Here is a 24,541-nt window from a genome sequence, read left to right as displayed (position 1 = left end):
TTCTGTCTTCCTTCTGAAAGGAATGCTGTGCTGCGCACACATGACCTCGGATCACTTCGCTCCGAGCACATTGGACAAACCGTAACCCTGGCAGGCTGGGTCGGCCGCCGTCGTGATCACGGTGGTGTCGCATTCGTCGATCTGCGTGACGCCTCGGGCGTGGCGCAGGTGGTGGTCCGTGAGGAAGAGGTCTTCCACGGGCTGCGCAACGAATACGTGCTGCAGGTGACCGGCACGGTCTCCAAGCGTCCGGAAGGCAACGAGAACCCTGCCCTGGCCACGGGCGAGGTCGAGGTCATGGCGGACAAGGTGGTCATCCTCAACACCGCCGACGCCCTGCCCTTCCAGATCGATGAGCACGTGGAAGTGGGGGAGGAAGCCCGGCTCAAGCACCGCTACCTGGACCTGCGCCGCCCCGGCCCCGCCCGCAACCTGCGCCTGCGTTCCGAAGCAAACCGCGTGGCCCGCGAACTGCTCCACCAGGACGGCTTCGTGGAGATCGAGACGCCCACGCTGACGCGCTCGACGCCGGAAGGCGCCCGTGACTTCGTGGTCCCCGCACGCCTCGCGCCGGGTTCCTGGTACGCCCTGCCGCAGTCGCCGCAGCTGTTCAAGCAGCTCCTGCAGGTGGGCGGCTTCGAGAAGTACTACCAGATCGCCCGCTGCTACCGCGATGAGGACTTCCGGGCCGACCGCCAGCCGGAATTCACCCAGCTGGACATCGAGGCCAGCTTCGTGGACCAGGACGACATCATTTCGCTGGGCGAAAACATCGTCAAGGCACTGTGGAAACTCATCGACGTCGAGATCCCCACGCCCATCCAGCGCATCACCTATGCTGACGCGATGGCGCGATACGGCTCCGACAAGCCCGACCTTCGTTTCGGCGTGGAGTTGACCGAGCTCACCGAGTTCTTCAAGGACACCAACTTCGGCGTCTTCAAGGCCCCGTACGTGGGTGCCGTCGTCATGCCCGGCGGTGCCTCCCAGCCGCGCCGCACTCTGGACGGCTGGCAGGAATTCGCCAAGCAGCGCGGGCACAAGGGCCTGGCGTACGTCCTCTTCAAGGAGGACGGCGAACTGGCCGGTCCCGTAGCCAAGAACCTGACCGACACCGAGCGTGAAGGCCTGGCCGCCGCCGTGGGCGCCAACCCCGGCGACTGCATCTTCTTCGCCGCCGGCGAGAAGTCCGCGGCCCGCGCCCTCCTGGGTGCTGCCCGCGTGGAGATCGGCCACCGCACCGGCCTGATCGACCCCAGCGCCTGGGCCTTCTGCTGGGTGGTGGACGCGCCGATGTTCGAACCGGCCGCCGCAGCAGTGGCATCCGGGGACGTCGCCGTCGGAGCCGGCAAGTGGACGGCCGTCCACCACGCCTTCACCTCGCCCAAGCCCGAGTTCCTGGACACCTTTGACCAGGACCCGGAATCCGCGCTGTCCTACGCGTACGACATCGTCTGCAACGGCAACGAAATCGGCGGCGGCTCCATCCGTATCCACGAGCGCGACGTCCAGGAACGTGTCTTCGAACTGATGGGCCTGGACCGGGCAGATGCCCAGACCAAGTTCGGGTTCCTGTTGGAGGGCTTCAAATACGGCGCTCCGCCGCACGGCGGCATCGCCTTCGGCTGGGACCGCGTGGTGGCGCTGCTCGCCGGTGTTGAGTCCATCCGCGACGTCATTGCCTTCCCGAAGACCGGCAACGGCTACGACCCGCTGACCCAGGCCCCAGCGCCGATCACGCCGCAGCAGCGCAAGGAGGCCGGCGTCGACTTCAAGCCGGAGGCCAAGAAGCCGGAAGAGAAGAAGGCCGACTGAGCCGCGCGGCCAGCGTGCAGCTTTACCTCGACGCGTGAGCTGACGCGAAGCATCACCAGGAGCAGGAGGCTCCCCGGATCTGCACCGCAGATCACCGGGGAGCCTCCTGCCGTTGACGAAGGAGTGCCACGGCCGTGATCGACTTGCCCGATGCCGACTTGCCGGCTGCCGCCTTGCCAGATGCCGGCCTCCCGGATCTGGAAGCGGCCATGGATGCAGCCTGGCCCGCGCCGGACCGGGAGCTGTCCGGAGGCTGGGTTCTACGCGCCGCCAACGGCGTGACCCAGCGTGCCAACTCCATCTGGCCGCGTTCGGAGCCCCGGGGGACGCGGGATGAACGGCTCGCGGCACTGCGGGATGCCCGGGCCTGGTACCGGGGCCGCCGGCTGCCGGTGATCTTCCAGGTCTTCGACACTCCCGGCAGCTCCGCGCTGAACGCCGTCCTGGACGAGGAAGGCTTCACTCGGCAATCCGAAACGCTGGTCATGGTGCGTGCAGCTGACCTTGCACCTGCAGCCCTCGGGGATGCTCCGGAAACTGGCGCCGGCGTCGAAATGAGCGAACATCCATCGGCCGAATGGCTGGACCTGTGGTGGTCCGTGGACGGCCGCGGCGGGGCCCCGGAACTGGACGCCGCCCGTGCCATCCTCACCGCTTGCCCGGCGCTGTACGCCCTGGTGAGGGACGACGACGGCGGGCCGGCCGCCGTCGGACGCCTCGCCGTTGTTCCGGGCGGGACTGTCGGTCCCTGCGGGGCAGCGGTTCCCGGTACGGGAGTTGTTCCCGGCGCAGCAGGCAGCTGGGGCGGGCTGTACTGCATGGCCACCCGGCCCGATGCCCGGCGCCGGGGGTACGCCACCCGGGTCCAGCAGGCCCTGTTCAGCGCAGGTGCGGCACGGAGGACTGGCGGGTTACTGGCTGCTGGTGATGGCGTCGAACTCCGCTGCCCGGGAGCTGTACTCCCGGGCAGGCTTCCTTGAGGTGTCCCGATATTACTACCGGCAGGAACGGCCCCGGCGGTCGCTGACCGGCTGCTGAGCGGGGCTACACTCCGCCGTTTCGACGGTTCCCTACGCACACGACATTGCGGAACATCGAGTGGGCAGGGAACCGTCGAAACGGGCGGTAGCAGTGCGGCTACGGGCCTTCGGTCCGGTAGTGCAGGCCCATCCACGGGGCGGTGACCAGCTTGCCGTCGCCTGGGGGGATCAGACTGGGGGAGTTGTTTCGGCAGCCACCGGAGCATGGGTCGGATCAGGAGCCGCGGCGGACGTGAGAATGTCCTGGGGCCGGACGACTGCAATTTGCTGCGTAGACGCGCCATTTCCGTGCAAAGCGTTGCGGACTCAACGCGGTGCCAGGGCGAAAAATATGCAGGGTCCGGGCTCCCACCGGCATAGTTAAGATTTCGGGCTTGCATTTATGGGTACAGTCACCGCATAAACGCAAGACAGAAACGAACAGGGGCTTGACTTGGCAGGGAATGCAACCTTCCGGCACAGCAACACCGGGCTGCTTTCGGTGAGCAGTGTTGAGGCGCCGAGGATCGTGAGTTCCACGGATTTCGACCGCAGGTTGGCTTCGACCCTGCAGCGGCTGAAGTTCCCCCCGCGGCTGCTTGAGCGCGTTGCCGGCATCACGCACCGTCGCTGGTGGGCCGCCGGGACATCGTTCGATGATGCTGCGGTTGAAGCGGGCGCGAAGGCCCTGGCCGAGGCCGGCGTCGAAGCGTCCGAGATCGGCCTGCTGATCAATACTTCGGTCACGCGGCGCAACCTCGAACCGTCCGTGGCGGTGAAGATCCACCACGGACTGAGCCTGCCATCGTCGGCCATGAACTTCGATCTGGCCAACGCCTGCCTCGGATTCGTCAACGGCATGACGCTGGCGGCCACCATGATCGACTCCGGCCAGATCAGGTACGCGATGATCGTCAACGGCGAGGATGCCCAGGCAACGCAGGAGGCGACCCTGGCCCGATTGCAGCGGCCCGAGACGACCCGCGAGGACTTCAACCGCGAGTTCGCCACCCTTACCCTCGGCTCCGGAGCCGCTGCGGCTGTCCTGGGCCCGGCGGACCAGCACCCAGGGGCGCACCGGATCCTCGGCGGCGTGATGCGCGCGGGCACGGAGCACCATGAACTGTGCGTGGGTGGCATCGACGGCATGGCCACTGACACCAAGGGCCTGCTCGACGGCGGCCTGCAGCTCGTGGCCGATGCCTGGCACGAGGCCCAGCCGGAGTGGAACTGGGCCTCGATGGACCGCTACGTCACGCACCAGGTCAGCAATGCCTACACCCAGGCCATCATCGACGCCATCGACCTGGACCCGGCCAAGGTGCCGATCACGTTCCCGCACTGGGGCAATGTAGGCCCCGCCTCCCTCCCCATGACCCTCGCCGCCGAAGCGCAATCTCTCGAAACCGGGGACCGCGTGCTGTGCATGGGCGTCGGTTCCGGGCTGAACACCGCCATGATGGAAATCGTTTGGTAATCGCCGACTGGTCCGGCGTCGACCCCGAATGGTCGCGCGAAATCACTGTGGCGTCCACATCGGCCGTGGATGCGCCAGGCACAGTGCGCCGCTGGCACCTGCTCGACAACGGCGCCCAGCTTTCCCGCCATGGCCTGGCGCCCGCCGGTACCCTGCTGTGCGTGCATGGCAATCCAACCTGGTCATATCTGTGGCGGACGCTGCTGGCCGCCGGATCCGACCCGGCACATCCGTGGCGCGTGGTGGCGGTGGACCAACTGGACATGGGCTACTCGGAGCGCACCGGCAGGTTCCGGCGTCTGGCGGACCGGATCAACGACCTGGGGGACCTTACCGCCGCGCTGGGACTGGACGGACCGGTCGTTACGGTGGGTCATGACTGGGGCGGAGTGATCAGCCTGGGCTGGGCCTTGGCGCACCCGCAGCACGTCACCGGGGTGGTGCTGACTAACACAGCCGTCCACCAGCCCTCCGATTCGGCAATCCCGCCAGCCCTCCGGCTTGCCTTGCACCCTGCCGTGCACCGGTGGGGCACGAGGACGTCGGACGCCTTTCTGCGGGTGACACACTCGCTGGCAAACCCGCCGCTGCCCGCCGACATCCGAAAGGCCTACATGGCCCCCTACCGCGGAGCCCGCCGCCGGTCCGGGGTGGGAAACTTTGTTGCGGATATTCCCGCAGACGCTTCCCATCCCAGCTTCCGGGCGCTCAACCGCGTAGCGGAAGGGTTGCGCGGGCTGAAGGTCCCGGCCCTGATGCTCTGGGGTCCCCGGGATCCCATCTTTTCCGACCGGTACCTCAAGGATCTCATCAGGCGGCTTCCGCACGCGGACGTGCATCGCTTCGAAGGCGCCGGACATCTCGTGGCTGAAGACCGAAACATTGCCACGCCCGTCTTCCAATGGCTCGCCGAGCACGGCGGTGCCAGTGGCAGCGATTCCCCGGCAGCCGAAGCCGCAACGACCGGTGGCCAGGGGCTGAAGGATCCGGCCGGGCGGGAGCCCGGGGGATTCCGGCCCCTTTGGGAGTTGCTCGGCGAGCTGGCGGCAGGGCCGGCGAAAGGAGATACCGCCGTAGCGGAAATGGCGCCGGGCGGCAGAGTCAGCCGCTCGCTCAGCTGGCAGCAGCTGGACCGGAACATCACGGACCTCGCCGCGGGGCTACAGGAAGCCGGAGTGGGAAGCGGCAGCCGGGTGAGCCTGATGGTTCCGCCCGGGGTGGACCTGACCGTAGCCCTCTACGCCTGCCTGCGGCTGGGCGCTGTGGTGGTCGTGGCCGACGCCGGGCTGGGAACCAGAGGCCTGAGCCGCGCCGTAAAGGGCGCCACCGCCGATTTCCTCATCGGAATCGACAAGGCGCTGGCGGCTGCCTCGGTGCTCGGCTGGCCGGGACGGCGGATCAGCGTACGGGACCTCCCGGCCGCCCGCCGCCGAATCCTGGGTGTCGAAACCTCCCTCACCGCCCTGGCTGGGCGAGGTGCCGGACGCGGTTCGAGGCGGCCAACGCACACTATGGACCCAGCTGCCCCAGCCGCCGTACTCTTCACGTCCGGCTCTACCGGTCCTGCCAAAGGCGTGCTCTATACGCACCGGCAGCTGGCCGCGATGCGGGATACGGTGGCCGCAACTTTCGGGATCCGTTCCGGCGCCCGGCTCGTGGCGGGCTTCGCCCCGTTCGCCCTGCTGGGGCCGGCGCTCGGAGCGGTTTCGGTGACGCCGGCCATGGACGTGACTGCGCCCCGCACCTTGACGGCCCGCGCGCTGGCGGACGCCGCCGCGGCCATAGACGCTACGGTCGTCTTCGCCTCGCCGGCGGCGTTGCGCAACGTCCTTGCCACCCGGGATGCCGTGAGTGAGGCAGGGCACAAAGCCCTGGAACATGTCGAGTTGCTTTTGTCTGCCGGCGCACCCGTCCCGGAACCGCTCCTGGCGGAGGTCCAACGGCTGCTGCCCGGGGCATCGCTGCATACCCCGTACGGGATGACTGAGGCGCTGCCGGTCACCGACATCAGTCTCGAACAAATCCAGGCCGCCGATGCCGAAACGGCTGCCGGCACCGTAGCGGGCGTAGGCAACGGCGTGTGCGTGGGGAGGCCCGTGCATGGCGCCCGCGTGGCCGTCGTCCCACTGGCTGCGGATGGCACCGCACCCGGGTCCCATCTCGTGACGGCGGCTGGCGTGACCGGCGAGATTCTGGTCAGCGCCGCGCACGTCAAGGAAGCGTACGACAGGCTCTGGCTGACCCAGCGGGAGAGCATCAGTCTGCCCGGATGGCACCGCACCGGCGACGTGGGGCACTTCGACGCGGCCGGCCGTCTCTGGGTCGAGGGACGTCTAGCCCATGTCGTGACGGCGCCCGGGGCTGTGGTGACGCCCGTGGGCGCCGAACAGGCCATCGTACGCCTGGACGGCGTCCGGCTGGCCGCTATCGCCGGGATCGGGCCGGCAGGGACGCAAGCCGTCGTCGCCGTCGTCGAGACCGTACCTCCCGCCCGCAAAGCCGGCCCTGCTGCGCCGCAACTCGCCGGGCGTGTCCGCAGGGCGGCCCTTGAGGCTGGCGTCGATATCTCCGCTGTGCTAACAGTCCCCGCACAGCCCACCGACATCCGGCACAACGCCAAGATCGACAGGACCCGCCTGTCCCGCTGGGCTTCACGGGTGCTGGCCGGCGGCCGCCCGGGAAAGCCATGAAGGTCCTCGTCACCGGCGCAAGCGGGCTGCTCGGGCGGGAAGTGGCCCGGCTACTGGTCCGCCAGGGCCATGCCGTGGCCACGTTCCAGCGCCGTCCCTCGGGAGTCGACGGCGCAGCGGACTTCTGCGGGTCCGTCACGGACGATGCAGCGCTCCGGGGAGCAGTCGACGGGTCAGAAGGAATCATCCACCTGGCCGCGAAAGTTTCTTTTACGGGCCGTGCCTTGGAGTTCGAGGAGGTGAACGTCGAAGGAACCCGCCGTCTGCTCCATTCCGCCCGTGCGGCCGGGGTACGGGACGTGGTGTTCGTCTCCTCTCCGTCCGTGGCCAACTCCGGCGCCGCCATCGTCGGGCTGGGTGCGGAGCCGGCTGACCCGCAGCATGCGCACGGCGACTACTCCCGCACCAAGGCCGAGGCGGAGTTGCTGGCGCTGGCAGCGGACGCTCCGGAATTCCGGGTTGCAGCGGTGCGCCCCCACATCGTCTGGGGCCCCGGCGACACCCAACTGGTGGAACGGGTCTTGGCACGCGCCAGCCGCAGCCGCCTGCCGCTGCTCGACGCCGGTGCGGCCCTGATCGACACCACCTACGTGGACAACGCCGCCTCGGCCATCGTCGCCGCGCTGCACCGCATGGAACACGTCCATGGCAGCGCCCTGGTCGTGAGCAACGGCGAGCCCCGCCCGGTCGGCGAGCTGCTGGCGGGCATATGCGCTGCAGGAGGCGTCCCCGCGCCGTCGTGGACTGTCCCGGGTGGGGTGGCGCGGGCAGCGGGAGCGGTAATGGAAAAGCTCTGGACCTGGGCAGGGCGGAAAGAGGAGCCGCCGATGACCAGGTTCCTTGCTGAGCAGCTCTCCACCGCCCACTGGTTCGACCAGCGCCGGACCCGTGAACTGCTCAACTGGACGCCCGCTGTCTCGCTTGATGACGGACTGGCGAGGCTGGCCGAGCACTATAGTTCCCGGTCATCGGCGCGGGTTCGCCGGTCCTGAGGCTTAAGTGAAAGTTGCCCTTTGGTCACAGGGGATGTGTCACGGGCCCGTTAGCCGCTGCGGGCCGCTCGAGGACAAGGAGACTTTGCCGGCAGAGGCTGGAAGCTGGCGGACCTGTCTGAGCTGATCAGAGCGACAGGCAGGTGCTAGCTGTTCTCAGGGCCACACCAGCGATGGGCCGCCTAGCCTCTGGCCGCAGTCCGGCGTCCTTGGTCCTGCCCGCACGGTTGAAAATCAAGGCTGTTCTTCCCTTGGCTCAGACCCTAGGCTATGCCTCACACTTATCGACCTGTGGAGGCTGCTGTGCGTGTATCCGAAAAAACTGACCGGTCGGCTCAAGCCCGTCATCTCCAGGAAAACCTCATGGCCCGTCTGTCCAAGGGGAGGGAATGGGCGACGCCAGGTGTCGAATCCGCCTTGCGCCGAGCGTTGGGACGAATTGATGCGGGTAGAGACGTGGCATCTCCCCGCCTCCAGGCCACTTTGAGGGCCATTGCCGACGAACTGGCCGGGGGAGTGGAGACGGTGACGCCGCGGCTTCACGAGCGCATCGCGCGGATCATTCCCGAGGTAGAAGTTCCGGTGCCGGATGAGCCCCAGGCTGGAAAGCTGGCAGGGAAGCCTTGGTTGGTAGCGGCGGCGGGCATTGCGGCCGTGGCCGCTGGGCTCTCCCTGTGGCGTGTGCTGCGGGTGGGCGAACCTGCGTCGGAACATCAGGAAGTTCCAGCTGCGGATGCCGGGCCAATCCAGGCCAGCGCCCTCCCAGGCAACCAGCCGGACTCGCCGTCGGCCCGGCCTTGACGCGGCCGGTCGCTGAGTTCCGGAAGGTCGAAGCCTCGGACGGCCTGGAAGCGTCTTGGCCGTTGTCTTGCTCGCTGCCCCAGGCGCAGGAATCCGCATCTCCGACCGCCACCCGTACGTCCACGCTGCCGGGCTAAGGTGCTCAGGACGGTGCGGTAGGAGTTTTCGGTGCTCACCCACAGGGAACGCCATCACGGCTGAGGACAATCAGAGCTTCCACTCCGTGAAGGAAATCTGGGCCGCCAAGGACTTCAAGGAATTCGAGTCCTGCGACTTGTACGCGGACGGAACCTGGCACAGCGACACCTTCTCGCTGGAACCGGATGAAGCCGCCATGGTCAAACAGGTCGGAGCCGACGGCGGGGACATCAGCGTGCCGTCCTCCGCATTTCGTCAACGTGCTGCTGCTGCGCGCTGGCGCCCGAGAAGGGGTGGGACCGCAAACGGGGTGATAACGCGGCTGGTCCCAAAGTCCGCTCCGAGGCCAAGGCCTCGGTGAAGATGTGCCCCACGGCGCCATTCGTCGCAGAGCTCAAACTCGTTGCCAACGGTGTGCCTCCCAGCCGACAAGCCAACCATGGGCAACGGCACCTACGCCATCGCCAAAGACATCGCCGCGGGCAACCACCAGGTGAACGCATCAACCGGAGCCAATGGCATCCACGACCGCTATTGGGAACGGACAGGACCCCCAAGGCGGCACCATCGCAAACGACTTCCTAACCTTCGCACCGCAAGGGCCCGTCGTCACCGTCTAAGGGGGCGAAGCGTTCGTCAGCAAGAGCTGTGGGACCTGGACTAAGAACGGCTGAATCCACAGCATTCATGCCAGTGCAAGGTCGCTGCTGGGCGAAGCTTCCCGCGGCGAAACCGTCAGGGTGAAACCTATGACCTTGTCCCGGACATGTCCAGAAATGCTCGTTCGGACCCTATCCTGACGGCCATCAGGAGGGTGCATGACGTCAGGTTGGGGTGTGCTTCAGTCGGTCGGCCAAACCATGCTTCCATATTTGAATTTCAGCGGTATGAGACTTCCAGCAACGCCGTTTGGCGGCTGGCACGTTCCGCCGAATCAAGCGGGGACCACACAAGGCGCGTTATTTGAGGCCTGCCGTCGAATCGCGTACTACGAGTTCAGGTTCTACGACGTAGTGCTGGGCCGGCTCTCCGGTGAGGATCTGATGGTGGAGCATTCTGAACGTCGCGGTTCCCAGGGCCCGGAAGTCGAGCCGCATGGTGGTCAGCGGAGGGGAGAAGTAGGCGGCGGCCGGCATGTCATCGACCCCGACGATTGAATAGTCGTAAGGCGCGTGGAGGCCGCGTTTTTCCATTGCGCTCAGGAAGCCGAGTGCAATCTCGTCGTTGGCGGCGAAGGCAGCGGTGAACGTGCCCGGATCCGCGAGTTCGCCGGCGCGGTATCCGGAGGGCGAGGACCAGTCCTTTGCCGTATCGAGGACTTGGGGGCTTAGTCCGGCGCTCTGCATGGCATCGCGGTAGCCGCGCTCACGTTCGTGTGCTTCATTGCGAGTTGAGGGGCCGGCGACGTGCAGGATGTTGCGGTGGCCCAGCCCGATGAGGTGGCGGGTCGCCTCCCAGCCGGCGGCGTAAGAGTGGGTGCCGGCGGAGCCTTCTTCCGCTGATGGGAGCTCGGAAACCGTGATCAGCGGCGTTGACTGGTCCCAGCCGACGAGTAGCTTGTTTACGTCGGGCAACGGTGTGGATAAGACGATCCCGTCCACCTGCACCGACTTGAAGTGTGCGAGTGCCCGCCGCGCCTCGGCTTCCCAGTTCTTTGCTTCGAAGTCGAGATCAAGCTGAGCGATGGTCAGTGTGACATCGGCCTCGCGGGCTGCGAGTCCCAATCCGGTGAGCACGCCTGCGCTTCCGTAATTAATTCCGCCCATGGTCAACACGCCCACTGAGTTCGTCCTGCTCGTGCGGAGGGCGCGGGCGGACTGGTTCGGCACGTACCCGAGCTCTTCAATGGCGGCGGCTATCCGCTCGCGCGTCTCTGCCCGCACGTAACCGACGCCGGTGAAATAGCGCGACACCGTCTGGGCGGAGATGTTGGCCAGCCTGGCGACGTCGGCCATGCTCGGCCGTGCCGCCGTCCTTCCATTTGCCATCTCTAGCCCTCCCCGGAGCAGTCTTCACTGAGAATAAGTTTACGATAACCCACGCTCAAACCACAGCAGCTTGTCTTTTTCAACGGATATTGGTCAACCGGTTGACGTGGGTTATCGTAAACCTGCATACTCCTTATGGGCTGGATCACATCTCCTTCGGCCGAGGAATTCGGTGACCAAAGCAACCCCAAACTACCTACGAAAGGACGCGACGATGCGTTTGATTGCCAAAGGCGCTGTTGCTCTGACCGCCATTGCTGTGCTGGCTGGCTGTTCAGCCGGCTCCGGCTCTTCTACTTCCGGCAAAACCGAGCTGAATTGGTGGGTGATCAACCCCAGCGCCCCGACGGCGGTGGCCGCCCAGGACAAGATCATCAAGGATTTTGAAGCGGCGAATCCGGATATCACGGTCAAGAAGACCAACCGTGCAGTTGACGCGCACAAGGACGCTTTGCGGACGTCGATTGGCACCTCTGCGGCGCCGGACATCTACGATTACTGGGCAGGTCCGGGCTTGGGCGGTGAGCTGGTCAAGAACGGCGCCAGTGCCGACCTCACCTCCTACTACACGCAGTACAAGTGGGACAGCCGGTTCACTGACGCTGCCCTCGGGCCGGCGAAGCAGTACGGCGGATACAACGGGGTACCGTGGAAGCTCAACGGGGAGGCGATGTTCTACAACAAGGCCCTGTTCCAGAAGGCGGGCATCACCAAGCTGCCGACGACCATTGATGAACTGAACGACGCTGCCGCCAAGCTCAAGGCTGCCGGCATCACCCCGATCCAGTTTGGCGGGACCGTCAACTGGCACGTCATGCGCCTGCTGGACACCTTCCTCGAGGGCTACTGCGGTTCGGCAACCTTCGACAAGCTCGTCACCAACCAAGCCAACTGGGGCCAGGAGGAGTGCGTCAGCAAGTCGTTCACGAACCTGCAGAAATGGTCCAAGGACTACTTCAACTCCGGCTTCATCGGCATCAACAACGACGAATCGTCCTCCCTGTTCTACACGGGCAAGGCCGCCATGGCCCTTGAAGGTGACTGGTTTAACGCCAACATCAAGGACAACGCCAAGGCAGAAGACTTCGGCGTGTTTCCCCTTCCCACCGGCACCGGCCGCATGTACGGCTTCGAGCAGGCCATGTACATCACCAAGGACAGCAAGAAGCAGGACGCTGCTGCTAAGTTCCTGGACTTCATGATGTCCACGGCGGTACAGAAGGAAACCGTGGGCACGTTCTCGACCCAGTCAGTGAACAAGGAAGTCAAGGCCGCGGCCACTGACGAACTGAGCAAGTCCTGGGACGGCATCTTCAAGAACGCCAAGGGCCTGTACATGAACAACGACCAGAACCTCAGCCAGTCCCAGACCACCGAGTACTGGCGGATCCAGAACCTGGTTGCCACCGGCGGCCTGGACCCGGCCAACGCCGGCGCTGAGTTCCAGAAGTTCCTCGATTCGAGCAAGTAGCTCGTTCGCTGAAGGGCGGGACTGTGCCCCGCCCTTCAGCCCACTGACCGATCCTCAGATCAAAGGCGACCTCTCTTGTCTAAGCTCACAGCCACGCGTCTGGAGACTCCACCGGGCCCTGTTACGCGGCATCCTTCAAAAAAACCGCTCCTGAAGCGCATCGCCGGCGGCGGCTTCATCGCAGCTCTGCCCTTCCTCGCTCCCGCCCTGGCGGCATACGTTGTCTTCGTCATTGGCCCGATGGTCACAGCCGTGCGCCTGAGCCTGTTCGAGTGGTCCGGCTTCAACGCGGACCCGCAGGTGTTCGTCGGCTTCAAGAACTACGTCCGTCTCTTCACAGCCGATCCGGTGTTCTGGACCGCCATGCAGAACACCATCGTCTGGGTTCTGCTCTCGCTGGTGATTCCCACCAGCCTGGGCCTGGTGATGGCTCTGGCCCTGAACCGCCCGATTTTCGGCCGGAACCTGTTCCGATCCGTCTTCTACATCCCGGGTGTCCTTGCCCCAATCGCCATCGCGAACATGTGGCGCTGGATGTACAACCCCAACTACGGCGTCTTCTCCGAACTCGCCAAGGCCTGGCACATCGGCGACGGCTCCGGTGTCACCTTCCTCAGCGACCCCAAAGTGGCCATCTACGCCATCTTCGCCGCGTTCGTCTGGCAGATCGCCGGACTTAACATGGTGCTCTTCCTCGCCGGCCTCCAAAGTGTTTCGAAGGAACTGGTTGAATCGGCCCGTCTGGACGGGGCGAACAGCTGGAAAGTGTTCCGCCACGTGACCTTCCCGGCGCTGCGCCCGACCGTCGTCGTCGTCCTGGTGCTGACCATCGTCCACTCCATTAAGGTCTTCGACCTGGTGGTCGGCATGACCGGCGGCGGCCCCGCCCAGTCCTCGCAGGTGCTGGCACTGTGGTCCTACTCGCAGTCCTTCCTGCAGCACGACTTCGGCATGGGCAACGCGGTGGCCACGGTGCTGCTAGCCATCACCCTTGTCCTTGTCATCCCCTACCTGATCTGGTCCACCAAAGGAAACGAAGACTGATGAGCACCCTCACTCTCGGGCGCGTAAAGCACGCCGACGGGACCGCCCGTCCACGCCGCAACGTCGACTACGTCAGGGTGGGGCTGTGGCTCGCCCTGGCCGTGACGATGCTCATCTGGGCCATGCCCCTAATCTTCGTGATCTTCACGTCCCTGAAGTCCGAAGCCGCGATTTTCTCCACGTCATCCTTCTCCCTGCCCACTTCAGCCGAGTGGTCGAACTACGCCGAAGCCCTGGAAACCGGAAACCTCTTCACGGCCGGCGGCAACAGCCTGCTCATCGCGGCCATCAAGGTTCCCCTCGGTCTGCTCTTCTCGGCGGCTGCCGCCTTCGGCCTGTCCCGGATCCGCTTCAAGCACAGCAAGCTGGTCCTCGGAGCCTTCGCGCTGGGCTCCATGGTTCCCATCCAGGTGGCCCTCGGCCCGCTGTTCAAGATCATTCTGGACCTCGGCCTGCTCAACAGTCCGGTCGGCGTGATCCTTCCCTACATCGGGTTCGGCCTGCCCATCCAGATCTTTATCCTGCACGGCTTCTTCAGCGCCATCCCGAAGGAGATAGACGAGAGCGTCCGGGTTGATGGCGGCGGCAACTGGCGGCTGTTCTGGCAGATCATCCTGCCGCTGTCCAAGCCCGCACTGGCAGCACTGTTCATCCTGGACTTCGTCTCCACCTGGAACGAATACGCGATCGCACTGGTCATCCTCCAGGACCAGGGAGCGCAGACCATCCCGCTGGCCATCCAGGGCTTCCAGTCCCAGTTCACCAGCTCCTATGGGCCGCTGAACGCCTTCACCATCATGTCCATCCTGCCCGTCATGATCGTCTACCTGCTGTTCCAGCGCTACTTCGTCGAGGGCATGTTCAGCGGCGCCGTCAAGGGCTGACCGTCTCTCCGGATCAACAGCTAACCTTCACTGAAGCTTTCACCGCAGAAAGGCCATAATGGCGACCTTCACCGCACAGACCCCGCTCTTCGACGTCATGCGCGACCCCGCAGGGCATGAGATCCTGGCCAGCCATGTTCCCGACCTGGCAGCCAACCCGCTGCTCCACACGCTGTACCACTACCAGCTCGGCCTGATCCTCGGCACCGAGGAATCCCTTCGCAACGACCCGGCGAAGAAGGCCGAAATCCTCGCCAAGATCGAGGCGCTGGACCCCGTGCCCGCCGGCCAGGACCGCTTGGTTCGGGACATTGAACGGACATCCGGGTACGAACCGGATTCCGTGGAGCCCGGCAGCGCCGACGCCGCGTTCCCGGCCGAGGTGCGCAAGTGGGAGCGGTTCGAGCTCACCCTCCAGGGACCCTCCCATGGCAACCCCTTCACCGACGTCGAACTCCGCGCCGACTTCACCAGCGGCGGGCGGACACTCAGGGTCCCGGGCTTCTATGACGGGAACGGCACCTACCGCGTCCGTCTGCTGGTGCCCGCTGAGGGCGAGTGGTTCTTCACGACGGACAGCAATGCCCGCTCGCTTGACCGGATCACCGGCTCGTTTACGGCGGCAGGCACGGAACCGGCGTCGCGTGGTGTGGTCCGCGTGGCGGACACGTTCCACTTCGCGTACGACGACGGCTCCCCCTACCTGCCGATCGGCACCACCGCCTACGTCTGGACCCATCAGGGCAACGAGCTCGAAGAACAGACCCTCGCGTCCCTGGAATCCGGACCGTTCAATAAGATGCGCATGTGCGTCTTCCCCAAGTCCTACCTGTTCAACGAAAACGAACCCGGGATTTACCCCTATGAGGGATCGCTGCAGGAAGGCTTCGACTACACCCGGCCGAACCCTACCTACTACCACCACCTGGAACGGCGCATCAGCCAGCTCGAAGAGCTGGGCATCGAAGCGGACCTCATCCTCTTCCACGCGTACGACCGGTGGGGTTTCTCCACCATGAATGCCGCGGCCGACGACCTCTACGTCAAGTACGTCACCGCCCGGCTGGCGTCCCACCGGAATATCTGGTGGTCCCTGGCCAACGAATACGACCTCATGTTCGAGAAGACCACCGAGGACTGGGAACGTTTCGCGGCCATCGTGCAGGAGAATGACCCGAACCAGCACTTGCTCTCCATCCACAACTGCCGGGACTTCTATGACCACACCCGTCCCTGGGTCACCCACTGCAGCATCCAGCGGCGGGACATCTACAAGACCGCCGAGATGACCACGGAATGGCGCGAGCAGTACGGCAAGCCGATTGTCATTGACGAATGCGCCTACGAGGGCAACATTGACCAGGGCTGGGGCAATATCACCGGCGAAGAGATGACCCGCCGCTTCTGGGAAGGTGCAATCCGCGGCGGTTATGTGGGGCACGGCGAGACCTACGTCCACCCCGAGGACATCCTCTGGTGGGCCAAGGGCGGCGAGCTGCGCGGAACCAGCCCGGACCGGATCGGCTTCCTGCGCCGAATCCTCGAGGAAAGCCCCGGCGGGCACCTCGAACCGCTGGCCGGCCACTGGGACGCGCCCAGCGCAGGCATCAAGGACCAGTACGAACTGATCTACTTCGGGTTCAACCAGCCCACTTACCGCCGGTTCGTCAAGCCGCAGGACCAGACGTTCGAGATCGATGTCATCGACACCTGGGACATGACCGTGGAGACGCTCCCCGGCACGTTCTCGGGGCGGTTCAAGATCGAGCTGCCGGGCAAGCAGTTCGTGGCCGTGCGGCTGCGCGCCGTCTGACCATTCCATATCCGGCCGGGGACAGGTTCACCTGTCCCCGGCCTGACCATCGCGACCGAAAGCACAGACGTGATCCTCGCCGAGAACACATCCCGGTTCCCTGCACCGGCCCGCACGATTGAAAGCGGCCCGTGGCGCCTGCAGTTGCGCGGGGACGAACTTGCCGACATCGAATACCGCGGCCACCCCGTGCTCCGGGCCATCCGGCCTGTGGTCCGGGACCACGACTGGCGGACCCTGATTCCGGCGGTCCAATCCGTGACCGGCGACGACGACGGCGCGGACGGCTTTACTTTACGGCTCGCCGTCAGCTTCACCGGCTTCGGCGCCGAATACGCTGCCGACCTTGAGGTCATCATTTCGGGCAATGAGCTCATGGTCGCCTTCGACGGCACCTCGCCCAGCGAATTCCGCAGCAACCGGATCGGCCTGGTGGTCCTGCACAGGCCCGACGACGCCGGACGGAACGTCACCATTTCCGCTCCCGACCAGACCCGCACCGAGTCTGCCTTTCCGACCGACATCAGCCCGCACCAGCCCTTTGTGGACATCGCGGCCATGGCCTGGGACCGCGACGGCACCGCCTTCGCGCTGGAGTTCAGCGGCGACGTCTTTGAAACCGAAGACCAGCGCAACTGGACCGACGCCTCGTTCAAGACCTACAGCACGCCGCTGTCCCGTCCCTTCCCGGTCAGCGTGCACGCCGGGGACCAGGTGCAGCAGCGTATCCGCCTCACCGCAGAGCCGGCAGCTGCCCCGGCAGAAGCTCCTTCCCCGGAACCTGCAGACGACGTGCTGACGGTGCGGCGACAGGTCCGGGGCCGGGTGCCCGCGCTGGGAACCTCATCGTCACAGCCGGCGGTCAGGCTCGGCCCGGTGCCAGGCCTGGACGCGCTGATCGTCGAGTTGGCTGGTGGTGACAACGCCACAGCCGCGGGGATCCTCCGGAACGCGGTGCAGCAGGCCACAGAGCTGGGCGTTCCGCTTGACGCCCGGATCATCGCGGCCAGTGCTGGCGACGTCGCGCCCGTGTTGGACCTGCTTCCCCTTGGGAACGTGGCCAGGCTCGGGGCATTCAGCTCAGACAGCCACGTCACCGAGCCTGCGTTGTGGGAGGAACTGCATGCCGAAGCGGTGCGGCGTGGCTTCACCGGCACACTGCTCGCTGGCGCCCGCTCACACTTCACCGAGCTCAACCGCCGGCAGGACGTCCTTCCCGGCGACGCCGGTGCCATCACCTACAGCATCACGCCCCAGATGCACGCGACCGAAGTACCCCACATCGTCGAGAGCCTCCCGATCCAACGGCTAACGGCGCTGAACGCCCTCCGAATCGGATCCGGAAAAGCACTGCATGTCGGTCCCGTGACGCTCAAGGCCCGGTTCAACGCCGTCGCCACCGACGGGGCCTACGACGCCGGGACCATCAAACAGATGACGACCGACCCGCTGCAGGCAGAAGACTTCACCGCCGCCTGGCTGCTGGGCAGCATCAATGCCCTGACCCTGCCCGGCGTCGACTCCGTCAGCTATTTCGAGGCCAGCGGACCCAGGGGCCTGATCACCGAAGACGAGACCCCGACGCCGGCCTTCCGGCTTTTCGAAAAACTGGCCGCCCTGCGCGACGCCTACGTGCTGGAAGTGCCGCACAGTGTCCCCGGGCTGGTGCTTTACCCGGTCTCGGCAGACTCCGGCGTCCTGCTCTTCGCCGCAAACCTCACAGCAGCACCGCGCTCCGTGGCCGTCCGACTTGAATACGGCGGCACGCACACCCTCGACATTCCCGCCTGGTCGCACACGGCCCGGCGGTTCAGTTGAATCATCACCACGAAATGAGGAACAAGATGTCCAATAGGCTTGCAGGAAAGACCGCCCTTGTCACCGGCGCCGGATCCGGAATAGGGCTGGCCGTGGCACAGCGGTTCACGGCCGAGGGCGCCCGCGTGTACTTCGCCGACATCAACGCCGAAGCCGCCGAAAAGGCCGCCGCGGCCACCGGCAGCGACCTAGCGACGGCCCTGCCGGTGGACATTTCCGAGGAACCCAGCGTCGAAGCCGCCTACGCCTCCATTGCGGCCGGCGGACCGCTGGATATCGTGGTGGCCAATGCCGGGGTCCAGCTCTTCGGACAGGACGCCAAGGTGGGCGACCTTTCCCTGGACGTGTGGGAAAAGACCGTGGCGGTCAACCACCGCGGGGCATTCCTTACGCTCAAGCATGCGGTGCGGGCGCTGCAGGGGAGGGGCGGATCCATCATCTGCACCGGCAGCCCCACCGCGGTGACCGCCTGCGGGCAGACCTTCACCGCCTACTCCAGCTCCAAAGCGGGCGTGCACGGGCTGGCACGCGTCGTCGCGGCTGACTATGCCAAGGACGGCATCCGCGTGAACACGGTCGTTCCCGGATATACCGAGACCCCGCTGGTGCAGACCATCGCAGACGACCCCACCAGCCGCGCCGGCCTCGTGGATTCCACCATGCTTGGGCGGGCCGGCACCGCCGCAGACGTCGAAGGCATCATGGTCTACCTCGCCAGCGACGAATCCGCCTACGCGACAGGAGGCCTGTTCACGGTCGACGGCGGCCTGACAGCACTATGACAGCAACAGCACCGTTAGACATACCGATGGAAAATACCCGTTTCCCGGATGATCCTGCTGGAAACGGGCGCTCACAAACGGAGTAGGGCATGATCACATCCGGCCCACAGGCATTGAACGAATCGATCCTCACAGCGCCCGAATATCGCCCCGGACTGCTTAGACACATCGTTCTCTTCCAGTACCAAGAAATAACGACACCGACGCAGCGCCAAGAAATCGCAGACCACTTCCATGCCCTGGCGGAATCTCGCAGGCAAGGTAAGCGGTACATCGTCAGCATCGAGTCCGGCTCGCAGAACAGCCCGGAAGGCCTACACCACGGCCTGGAGTGGGCCTTCATCGTCATCTTCCGGTCGGAGGGAGACAGGAACTACTACCTAGGGGAGCCGCTAATTAGGAATCCTTCCTTCTACGACCCTGCGCATCATCGGTTCAAGAGATTCATCCGCTCGTTTTTGGACCCAGCAGGTATTCTCGTTTTCGACTTCGCCGTCGATCGGCATTTGACAAAAGATCTGCTTCGTCAATTAGTGCTCTGCGTATCTCAGTGGCTTGGCGGTGGCTTCTATTTCCGTGCTGCACGCGTACCTGCGTCCGTGCCCGACCCCGTCGTCGGAACGAACTTCCAGGTGAAAGACCCGTCATCCCGGAGTGTCATCCGAAGGAACCCGTGGGTGTTGCTGAACCGCTTCACGATGTACGAAGGACTGCTGGTGAAGGGGCGGAGACCAATGCCTCCAGTGGAAACCTGGAACGCTGTCATCCCGTCACTGACGCACCGGTCCTCATTGTTCACCGGACATGAGCGTTCGTAGTTGTGTTGTGACCCTGACAGGGTCAGCCGGACCCGGTGCTTCCACATCACGTCGATCCACGGCTTGTGGTCACGGGCCCGCTTATGTTCCTTCGTATTCGACGTGAAGTACGGTTCATGGTGCACGACCGCCAGGTGTTTACCCGCCGCCTGAGCAGCAGCGAGGTCCTTGTCCAGCCACGCCGTCAATGCCCGAGCCTGCGTAGGGTTGTACCGCCAGTGCGCGGAGGACAGGAACGCGAAGTGCCAGTTCCCGAAGTCCTTCGAGTACGGCTTCCCGTTTTCGATGAACCCACGCTGCTGGTTGATCGCAGCCTTCGCCTTAGACCCCGGGCATTGGCCGTTCATGAAGTTGTCGAGGTCTTCGTTCCGTCCGGGCTTCCAGTCATGGTTGGGTGCGGACACCCAGTACAACTTGGGTTTCGTGCCACCCCACAGCCGCGTCCAGTACTTCACATAGTCAGCGCAGTACGCGGTGTCATACTGGAAGTCCCCGAGCCCCAGGAACGCGTCAATCTCGTTCTTCTGCACAAGCCTGGTGATCGCCGCACCGTTCCGCCCGGACCGGCTATTCGGTGCGTACGTCCTCGGGCCGTTCATGTCACCGACAGCAGCGATCCTCACCGCACGCCCAGGTGAAGCGGCCTTGGGTGACGGTGGGGGTGGCGCAGCGAGAGTCGTAGTTGGTTGCGGCACCCCATTGGCGGTGTTCCCACCGCCGCTACTGAGGGCCAAAAGCCCAGTGACGACTAAGAGGAAAGCGGACGTTCCAGCGATAACACGATTGCGGCGCATGGGGCCGTGCCTCCCTTCGTGGGGGCGGTGCTACTTCGGGCAAGATGGGGGTTCGCCCGGTATGTCGAGTGTAGAACAACCGGAACGATCAGGGCATCACGGTTCTCGTCACCGCGCAGGTTCCCGTTCGCCATTCGGATATCGCGGGTACTTCATGGGGCAGATCGCCCACAGCACGTACACCTTCGCGCGTTTCCCACTTCGGCTGATTTTCTAACGCCGTAACGGCCTTCCGTCAACCTGTCGGGCTTCTGGCGTCAGGTTGGGGTGGAGTTCAACTGGACTTCCCCCGTGCGCCAAAACCCACCGGTCCCTTCGCGAATCGTCGGCTAGGATCAGGCAGGCCAGCGGGGACGGGTCAGCTCAGGAACTCATCCTGTGGCACACTCGCTCAGCAACACCGACGGCCACCTGGGCTTCGGGCACGGGGTCCACAGCTGCCTCGGCGCGCCCCTCGCCAGGCTTGAGGTCCTGGTCACGGTGAAGCTCCTGGCCGAACATTCGCATCGCTAACCCTGGATCCGGACAAGCCCATCGAATACGTGCGCGGCAACAACCTGACAAACTCGGGCCCGGAGCACCTCTACGTGATGCTGGAGGAGACCAATGCGTAGCGGGACAGGCACCGCTGCACCGGTACTGATCCAGGACCCGGTCTTGACCCAGGACCCGGTGCTGACCCAGAAAGTGGTCATCGTCGGTTCGGGACACTCCGGCGTCGCTGTCGCCGCAGGGCTCCGCACCCGCGGCTGGGAAGGCGGCATTCTGCTCATCGACGCGGAGAACGAACTGCCGCCGTCGACACCGTAGCCAACCTGGCCGACTTCCGCACGGCCAAGCGGCTGATCGCGCAGGGACCCCGGATAGACCCGGTGCTGGCCGCGGACCCCGGCATCCCCCTCGCCGAAGCCATCTCCGGCAACTCCAACCACTCCGGCCACGTGTTCCTGGAGCAGGAGGTCTTCGACACCTTGGAGGAACGCAGCGACGACGAACTCGAGCTGCTGGTGGAGGCCGAGGGTTACCGGGAATGCGGCTCGCGGCTCTCCTGCCAGGTGGGCTTCAGCCGGGACCTCAACGGGGTCACCGTGACGCTGGCGCCCGAGGAGTAGAAACGGCGCGGGTGCGGTTGGCGGTCACCGCCGGGGCGGGTCCGTCACGGTCACCCGCACCGCGCAGGCGTCCGCCGCGGCTTTCTTCAGGACAGCCGTACGGGGATCGGGAACATCGAGGTAGGCCAGGCGCGGCAGGCCTGCCCAGGGCTTCAGGGCGGGCAGTGCCAGGACTTCGTCGGCCAGGCCGCGGTCACCGCCCGGGAGGATGTACTCGAAGGCCTGGCCACCAAAAACCAGCCGCGCCTGCTCCGCAACCGCCTCCACCATCGCGTCCGCCTGGTTGGCGCGGCGCCGGGCGAACCGCTGCTGCGACTGGCCGCCGGCGGCGGTGCGGGGCTGCACATACTTCGAACCGGTCTTGGCGGCGAGGATGATTCCCTCGCTGGCGACGGCCACACCGTATCCTCCGCGGCGGACCAGGACCAGGCCGACCGTGCGCGGCTGGGAAGCCAGCGAAGCCAGCCGTTCCACGAGGCCGGATCCCCGCCCCGGCCGGCCGTCGTCGGGCCATGGCGCCACCAGCAGGGCGGTGGCGCCGTCCGCGGCAGCCAGCCGTACGCCGTCGTCGTGGTCCTCATATTCAAGGTCACCGTGGCTGGCGGCAAACCGTTCCACCCAGCCGGCCAGCCGCGGGCCGGGGATGAACGCGGTCCTGGTGGACGCCGCACGTCCCTGCGTCGGACGGCTGCCTGGCATCGCCGATTCCCTGCTTTCGTGGCCGGATTTTTCCTGCTGCATCTAGAAGTAGCCTATCTATGTGGATGATCTCTTTGGTTCGGCGGCCCAGGACAGCGACGACGGCGACAACGACGACGCTGCCGATTCGGCCCAGTCCCGGTCCGGCCAGTCCCGTTCAGCACAGTCCCGCTCCACCCCGCCGCGCAGCCCGCTGGCCGTCCGGATGCGCCCCCGAACGCTGGACGAGGTGGTGGGCCAGCAGCACCTGCTGGGCCAAGGTTCCCCGCTGCGGCAGCTGGCTGCAGGTGCCGACGCCGCCGGCCCGGCCGGCCCCAGCTCGCTGATCCTCTGGGGGCCGCCGGGCACCGGGAAAACCACGCTGGCCCACGTGATCGCACGCGGGCCGGGGCGCAAGTTCGTGGAGCTCTCAGCCATTACCTCCGGGGTCAAGGATGTCCGCCGCGTCATGGACGACGCCCTGACAGCCCGTGACCTGTACAAGACCACCACCGTCCTGTTCCTCGACGAGATTCACCGCTTCAATAAGGCACAGCAGGATGCGCTGCTGCCCGGCGTTGAAAAGGGCTGGGTTGTCCTGGTGGCGGCAACCACGGAAAATCCTTCGTTTTCGGTGGTGTCGCCGCTGCTGTCCCGCTCCCTGCTGCTGACGCTCAAGCCGCTCACCGATGCGGACATCGAGGGCCTGCTGGTGCGGGCCGTTGAGGATCCCCGCGGGCTGAACGGCAACGTCCGGCTCAGCGACGAGGCCCTGGAGCACCTCGTGCGGCTTTCCGGCGGCGACGCCCGCCGTGCGCTGACCGCGCTGGATGCCGCTGCCGGCGTTGCATTCGGCGACGCGGACGACGTCGGAAGTGCAGGTGCGGGGGACGGTGGCACCGATGCAGACGGCACAGCTGGTATCGGCGGAGGGCAGCAGACCACCGTTGAACCGGTCACCGTGGAGCTGCGGCACACAGAGCGCGCCCTGGACGCCGCGGCCGTCCGCTACGACCGTGCCGGGGACCAGCACTACGACGTGGCCAGCGCGTTCATCAAGTCCATCCGCGGGTCCGACGTTGACGCTGCGCTGCACTACCTCGCGCGGATGCTGGAGGCCGGGGAGGACCCGCGCTTCGTGGCCCGGCGCATCGTGATTTCGGCCGCGGAGGACGTGGGCATGGCGGATCCGACGGCGCTGCAGACGGCCGTGGCCGCGGCGCAGGCCGTGCAGCTCATCGGAATGCCCGAGGGCCGCATAGTGCTCGCCGAGGCAGTGGTCCACCTGGCCACGGCGCCAAAGTCCAACGCTGCCTACATGGGGATCAACAAAGCCATCGCGGACGTGCGGGCTGGCCTGGGCAACGGGATCCCCTCGCACCTGCGCGACGCACACTATCCGGGGTCCAAGCAGCTGGGCCACGGCGTGGGCTACAAGTACGCCCATGACGCCCCGCACTCGGTGGCCGCCCAGCAGTACCCGCCGGACGACCTCGTGGGCCGCGACTACTACGAGCCCACCGCCAACGGCGCGGAGCGGGACATCGCCGTCCGGCTTGAACGGCTGCGGAAGATCGTCCGGGGCAAGTGACCGCCGTGGTAGGATGGATGTTTGTCTGGCAAGGCACGGGCGCACAATCCACCGAATTTAGTTCGACGGAGCTGTGCCCTGTGCCCAGTAGCAAAAGGCAGCGGTTGGCCGATGCTCTCCATCGTGGAGGCCAGTAACACTGACACACCGCAGATATTGGAAGGACACAAGTGGCTAACAACACTCGTGCTCGCCGTCAGGCCCGCCTCTCGCGGTCCCTCGGCATCGCTCTGACCCCCAAGGCCGCCAAGTACATGGAGCGCCGCCCGTACGGCCCCGGTGAGCATGGCCGTGCCCGCAAGAAGCAGGACTCCGACTACGCCGTACGTCTGCGCGAAAAGCAGCGTCTGCGCGCCCAGTACGGTATCCGCGAAGCCCAGATGACCCGTGCCTTCGAAGAAGCACGCCGCACCAAGGGCCTGACCGGTGAAAACCTCATCGAACTGCTCGAAATGCGCCTCGATGCCCTCGTGCTGCGTGCCGGCTTCGCCCGCACCATCGCCCAGGCGCGCCAGCTGGTTGTGCACCGCCACATCCTGGTTGACGGCATCCGCGTTGACCGCCCGTCCTTCCGCGTCGGCGAGGGCCAGCTGGTCCACGTTCACAGCCGCAGCGAAACCATGCCTCCGTTCCAGGTTGCAGCAGCCGGCGCACACCGCGACGTCCTGCCCCAGGTTCCGGCCTACCTGGACGTCAAGCTTGACGCCCTGCAGGCCCGCCTGGTTCGCCGCCCGAAGCGCGCCGAGGTCCCCGTGACCTGCGAAGAGCAGCTCGTCGTCGAATTCTACGCACGCTAAATTCCGGCAGCGTATACAA

The 24,541-nt window shown here is 65.7% G+C and carries 20 protein-coding genes and 2 pseudogenes; 18 read left to right on the top strand and 4 right to left on the bottom strand.

All coding sequences use genetic code 11. The features are described 5' to 3' along the window. Positions 1 to 27 precede the first annotated feature (27 nt). The 6 genes and pseudogenes from aspS (at position 28) to QFZ23_RS14375 (ending at position 8,794) form a co-directional block, all read left to right on the top strand. On the top strand, positions 28 to 1,815 hold the full coding sequence (aspS, locus tag QFZ23_RS14400) for an aspartate--tRNA ligase (RefSeq protein ID WP_306923916.1): 1,788 nt from the start codon (positions 28 to 30) through the stop codon (positions 1,813 to 1,815). 209 nt (positions 1,816 to 2,024) lie between these two features. Then, positions 2,025 to 2,853 (top strand): annotated as a pseudogene (locus QFZ23_RS14395) (GNAT family N-acetyltransferase). 435 nt (positions 2,854 to 3,288) lie between these two features. Beyond that, positions 3,289 to 4,311, top strand: a complete 1,023-nt coding sequence (locus QFZ23_RS14390; RefSeq protein ID WP_306923915.1) for a 3-oxoacyl-ACP synthase III — start codon at positions 3,289 to 3,291, stop codon at positions 4,309 to 4,311. Beyond that, positions 4,305 to 7,001 (top strand): alpha/beta fold hydrolase, encoded by a 2,697-nt coding sequence (locus QFZ23_RS14385; RefSeq protein WP_306923913.1) that lies wholly within the window; start codon positions 4,305 to 4,307, stop codon positions 6,999 to 7,001. The genes QFZ23_RS14390 and QFZ23_RS14385 overlap by 7 nt, the downstream gene beginning before the upstream one ends. Further along, complete coding sequence (locus tag QFZ23_RS14380) at positions 6,998 to 7,993, top strand: NAD-dependent epimerase/dehydratase family protein (RefSeq protein ID WP_306923911.1); 996 nt, start codon at positions 6,998 to 7,000, stop codon at positions 7,991 to 7,993. The genes QFZ23_RS14385 and QFZ23_RS14380 overlap by 4 nt, the downstream gene beginning before the upstream one ends. 456 nt (positions 7,994 to 8,449) lie before the next feature. Then, the gene (locus QFZ23_RS14375; RefSeq protein ID WP_306923909.1) at positions 8,450 to 8,794 is read left to right on the top strand and encodes a hypothetical protein; all 345 of its coding nucleotides are present in this window, start codon (positions 8,450 to 8,452) and stop codon (positions 8,792 to 8,794) included. A gap of 207 nt (positions 8,795 to 9,001) precedes the next feature. Here the strand turns inward: QFZ23_RS14375 and QFZ23_RS14370 are convergent, their stop codons facing one another. Together QFZ23_RS14370 and QFZ23_RS14365 are read right to left on the bottom strand one after the other, a co-directional pair. Beyond that, entirely contained in the window at positions 9,002 to 9,130 is a 129-nt protein-coding gene (locus tag QFZ23_RS14370; RefSeq protein WP_306923907.1) for a hypothetical protein, read from the bottom strand. Between the two features lie 761 nt (positions 9,131 to 9,891). Then, positions 9,892 to 10,920 (bottom strand): LacI family DNA-binding transcriptional regulator, encoded by a 1,029-nt coding sequence (locus tag QFZ23_RS14365; protein WP_306923905.1) that lies wholly within the window; start codon positions 10,918 to 10,920, stop codon positions 9,892 to 9,894. Between the two features lie 325 nt (positions 10,921 to 11,245). Here QFZ23_RS14365 and QFZ23_RS14360 point away from each other — a divergent pair, with 325 nt between their 5' ends. The 7 genes and pseudogenes from QFZ23_RS14360 to QFZ23_RS14330 all read left to right on the top strand — a co-directional run. Continuing rightward, positions 11,246 to 12,391, top strand: a complete 1,146-nt coding sequence (locus QFZ23_RS14360; RefSeq protein ID WP_306923904.1) for an ABC transporter substrate-binding protein — start codon at positions 11,246 to 11,248, stop codon at positions 12,389 to 12,391. A gap of 75 nt (positions 12,392 to 12,466) precedes the next feature. Next, positions 12,467 to 13,435, top strand: coding sequence for a carbohydrate ABC transporter permease (locus QFZ23_RS14355; protein WP_306923903.1), 969 nt, complete (start codon positions 12,467 to 12,469; stop codon positions 13,433 to 13,435). Continuing rightward, the gene (locus QFZ23_RS14350; RefSeq protein WP_306923900.1) at positions 13,435 to 14,319 is read left to right on the top strand and encodes a carbohydrate ABC transporter permease; all 885 of its coding nucleotides are present in this window, start codon (positions 13,435 to 13,437) and stop codon (positions 14,317 to 14,319) included. The genes QFZ23_RS14355 and QFZ23_RS14350 overlap by 1 nt, the downstream gene beginning before the upstream one ends. Positions 14,320 to 14,377: 58 nt before the next feature. Further along, positions 14,378 to 16,132, top strand: coding sequence for a DUF5605 domain-containing protein (locus QFZ23_RS14345; RefSeq protein ID WP_306923899.1), 1,755 nt, complete (start codon positions 14,378 to 14,380; stop codon positions 16,130 to 16,132). Positions 16,133 to 16,201: 69 nt separating this feature from the next. Next, positions 16,202 to 17,950 (top strand): hypothetical protein, encoded by a 1,749-nt coding sequence (locus tag QFZ23_RS14340; protein WP_306923897.1) that lies wholly within the window; start codon positions 16,202 to 16,204, stop codon positions 17,948 to 17,950. 26 nt (positions 17,951 to 17,976) lie between these two features. Beyond that, positions 17,977 to 18,732, top strand: coding sequence for an SDR family NAD(P)-dependent oxidoreductase (locus tag QFZ23_RS14335; protein ID WP_306923895.1), 756 nt, complete (start codon positions 17,977 to 17,979; stop codon positions 18,730 to 18,732). Positions 18,733 to 18,821: 89 nt separating this feature from the next. Next, positions 18,822 to 19,214, top strand: a pseudogene (locus tag QFZ23_RS14330) (Dabb family protein); the annotation flags it as partial. 86 nt (positions 19,215 to 19,300) lie between these two features. On the opposite strand, the gene QFZ23_RS14325 reads toward QFZ23_RS14330, so the two are convergent. Further along, positions 19,301 to 20,149 carry a metallophosphoesterase family protein gene (locus tag QFZ23_RS14325; RefSeq protein WP_373427882.1) on the bottom strand — a complete coding sequence of 283 codons (849 nt, stop codon included), beginning with the start codon at positions 20,147 to 20,149 and terminating at the stop codon, positions 19,301 to 19,303. Between the two features lie 573 nt (positions 20,150 to 20,722). Here QFZ23_RS14325 and QFZ23_RS14320 point away from each other — a divergent pair. The 3 genes from QFZ23_RS14320 (at position 20,723) to QFZ23_RS14310 (ending at position 21,456) form a co-directional block, all read left to right on the top strand. Next, on the top strand, positions 20,723 to 20,857 hold the full coding sequence (locus QFZ23_RS14320; RefSeq protein WP_306923891.1) for a cytochrome P450: 135 nt from the start codon (positions 20,723 to 20,725) through the stop codon (positions 20,855 to 20,857). Between the two features lie 93 nt (positions 20,858 to 20,950). Beyond that, complete coding sequence (locus QFZ23_RS14315; RefSeq protein WP_306923890.1) at positions 20,951 to 21,154, top strand: hypothetical protein; 204 nt, start codon at positions 20,951 to 20,953, stop codon at positions 21,152 to 21,154. A 62-nt stretch (positions 21,155 to 21,216) separates the two neighbouring features. Next, positions 21,217 to 21,456, top strand: a complete 240-nt coding sequence (locus QFZ23_RS14310) for a hypothetical protein (RefSeq protein WP_306923888.1) — start codon at positions 21,217 to 21,219, stop codon at positions 21,454 to 21,456. A gap of 24 nt (positions 21,457 to 21,480) precedes the next feature. On the opposite strand, the gene QFZ23_RS14305 is transcribed toward QFZ23_RS14310, so the two are convergent. Next, a complete protein-coding gene (locus tag QFZ23_RS14305) occupies positions 21,481 to 22,155 on the bottom strand; it encodes an acVLRF1 family peptidyl-tRNA hydrolase (protein WP_306923886.1) in 675 nt (224 codons plus the stop codon). A gap of 61 nt (positions 22,156 to 22,216) precedes the next feature. Between QFZ23_RS14305 and QFZ23_RS14300 the strand changes: the two genes are divergently transcribed. Then, the gene (locus QFZ23_RS14300; RefSeq protein WP_306923884.1) at positions 22,217 to 23,725 is read left to right on the top strand and encodes a replication-associated recombination protein A; all 1,509 of its coding nucleotides are present in this window, start codon (positions 22,217 to 22,219) and stop codon (positions 23,723 to 23,725) included. A 170-nt stretch (positions 23,726 to 23,895) separates the two neighbouring features. Beyond that, complete coding sequence (rpsD, locus tag QFZ23_RS14295; RefSeq protein ID WP_003800725.1) at positions 23,896 to 24,522, top strand: 30S ribosomal protein S4; 627 nt, start codon at positions 23,896 to 23,898, stop codon at positions 24,520 to 24,522. Positions 24,523 to 24,541: the final 19 nt, after the last annotated feature.

This window comes from Arthrobacter globiformis, from assembly GCF_030818015.1.
Lineage (GTDB): Bacteria > Actinomycetota > Actinomycetes > Actinomycetales > Micrococcaceae > Arthrobacter > Arthrobacter globiformis_C.
The sequence above is the reverse complement of the archived record's forward strand: the minus strand, read 5'-3'. Positions and strand labels throughout refer to the sequence as shown.

Excerpts from the sequence above, each read along its gene's own strand:
- QFZ23_RS14345 (WP_306923899.1), top strand. The coding sequence starts at position 14,378 with ATGGCGACCTTCACCGCACAGACCCCGCTCTTCGACGTCATGCGCGAC.
- QFZ23_RS14370 (WP_306923907.1), bottom strand. The coding sequence starts at position 9,130 with ATGGCGGCTTCATCCGGTTCCAGCGAGAAGGTGTCGCTGTGCCAGGTT.
- QFZ23_RS14365 (WP_306923905.1), bottom strand. The coding sequence starts at position 10,920 with ATGGCAAATGGAAGGACGGCGGCACGGCCGAGCATGGCCGACGTCGCC.
- QFZ23_RS14325 (WP_373427882.1), bottom strand. The coding sequence starts at position 20,149 with ATGAACGGCCCGAGGACGTACGCACCGAATAGCCGGTCCGGGCGGAAC.
- QFZ23_RS14350 (WP_306923900.1), top strand. The coding sequence starts at position 13,435 with ATGAGCACCCTCACTCTCGGGCGCGTAAAGCACGCCGACGGGACCGCC.
- QFZ23_RS14380 (WP_306923911.1), top strand. The coding sequence starts at position 6,998 with ATGAAGGTCCTCGTCACCGGCGCAAGCGGGCTGCTCGGGCGGGAAGTG.
- QFZ23_RS14315 (WP_306923890.1), top strand. The coding sequence starts at position 20,951 with ATGCGTAGCGGGACAGGCACCGCTGCACCGGTACTGATCCAGGACCCG.
- QFZ23_RS14305 (WP_306923886.1), bottom strand. The coding sequence starts at position 22,155 with ATGCCAGGCAGCCGTCCGACGCAGGGACGTGCGGCGTCCACCAGGACC.
- QFZ23_RS14335 (WP_306923895.1), top strand. The coding sequence starts at position 17,977 with ATGTCCAATAGGCTTGCAGGAAAGACCGCCCTTGTCACCGGCGCCGGA.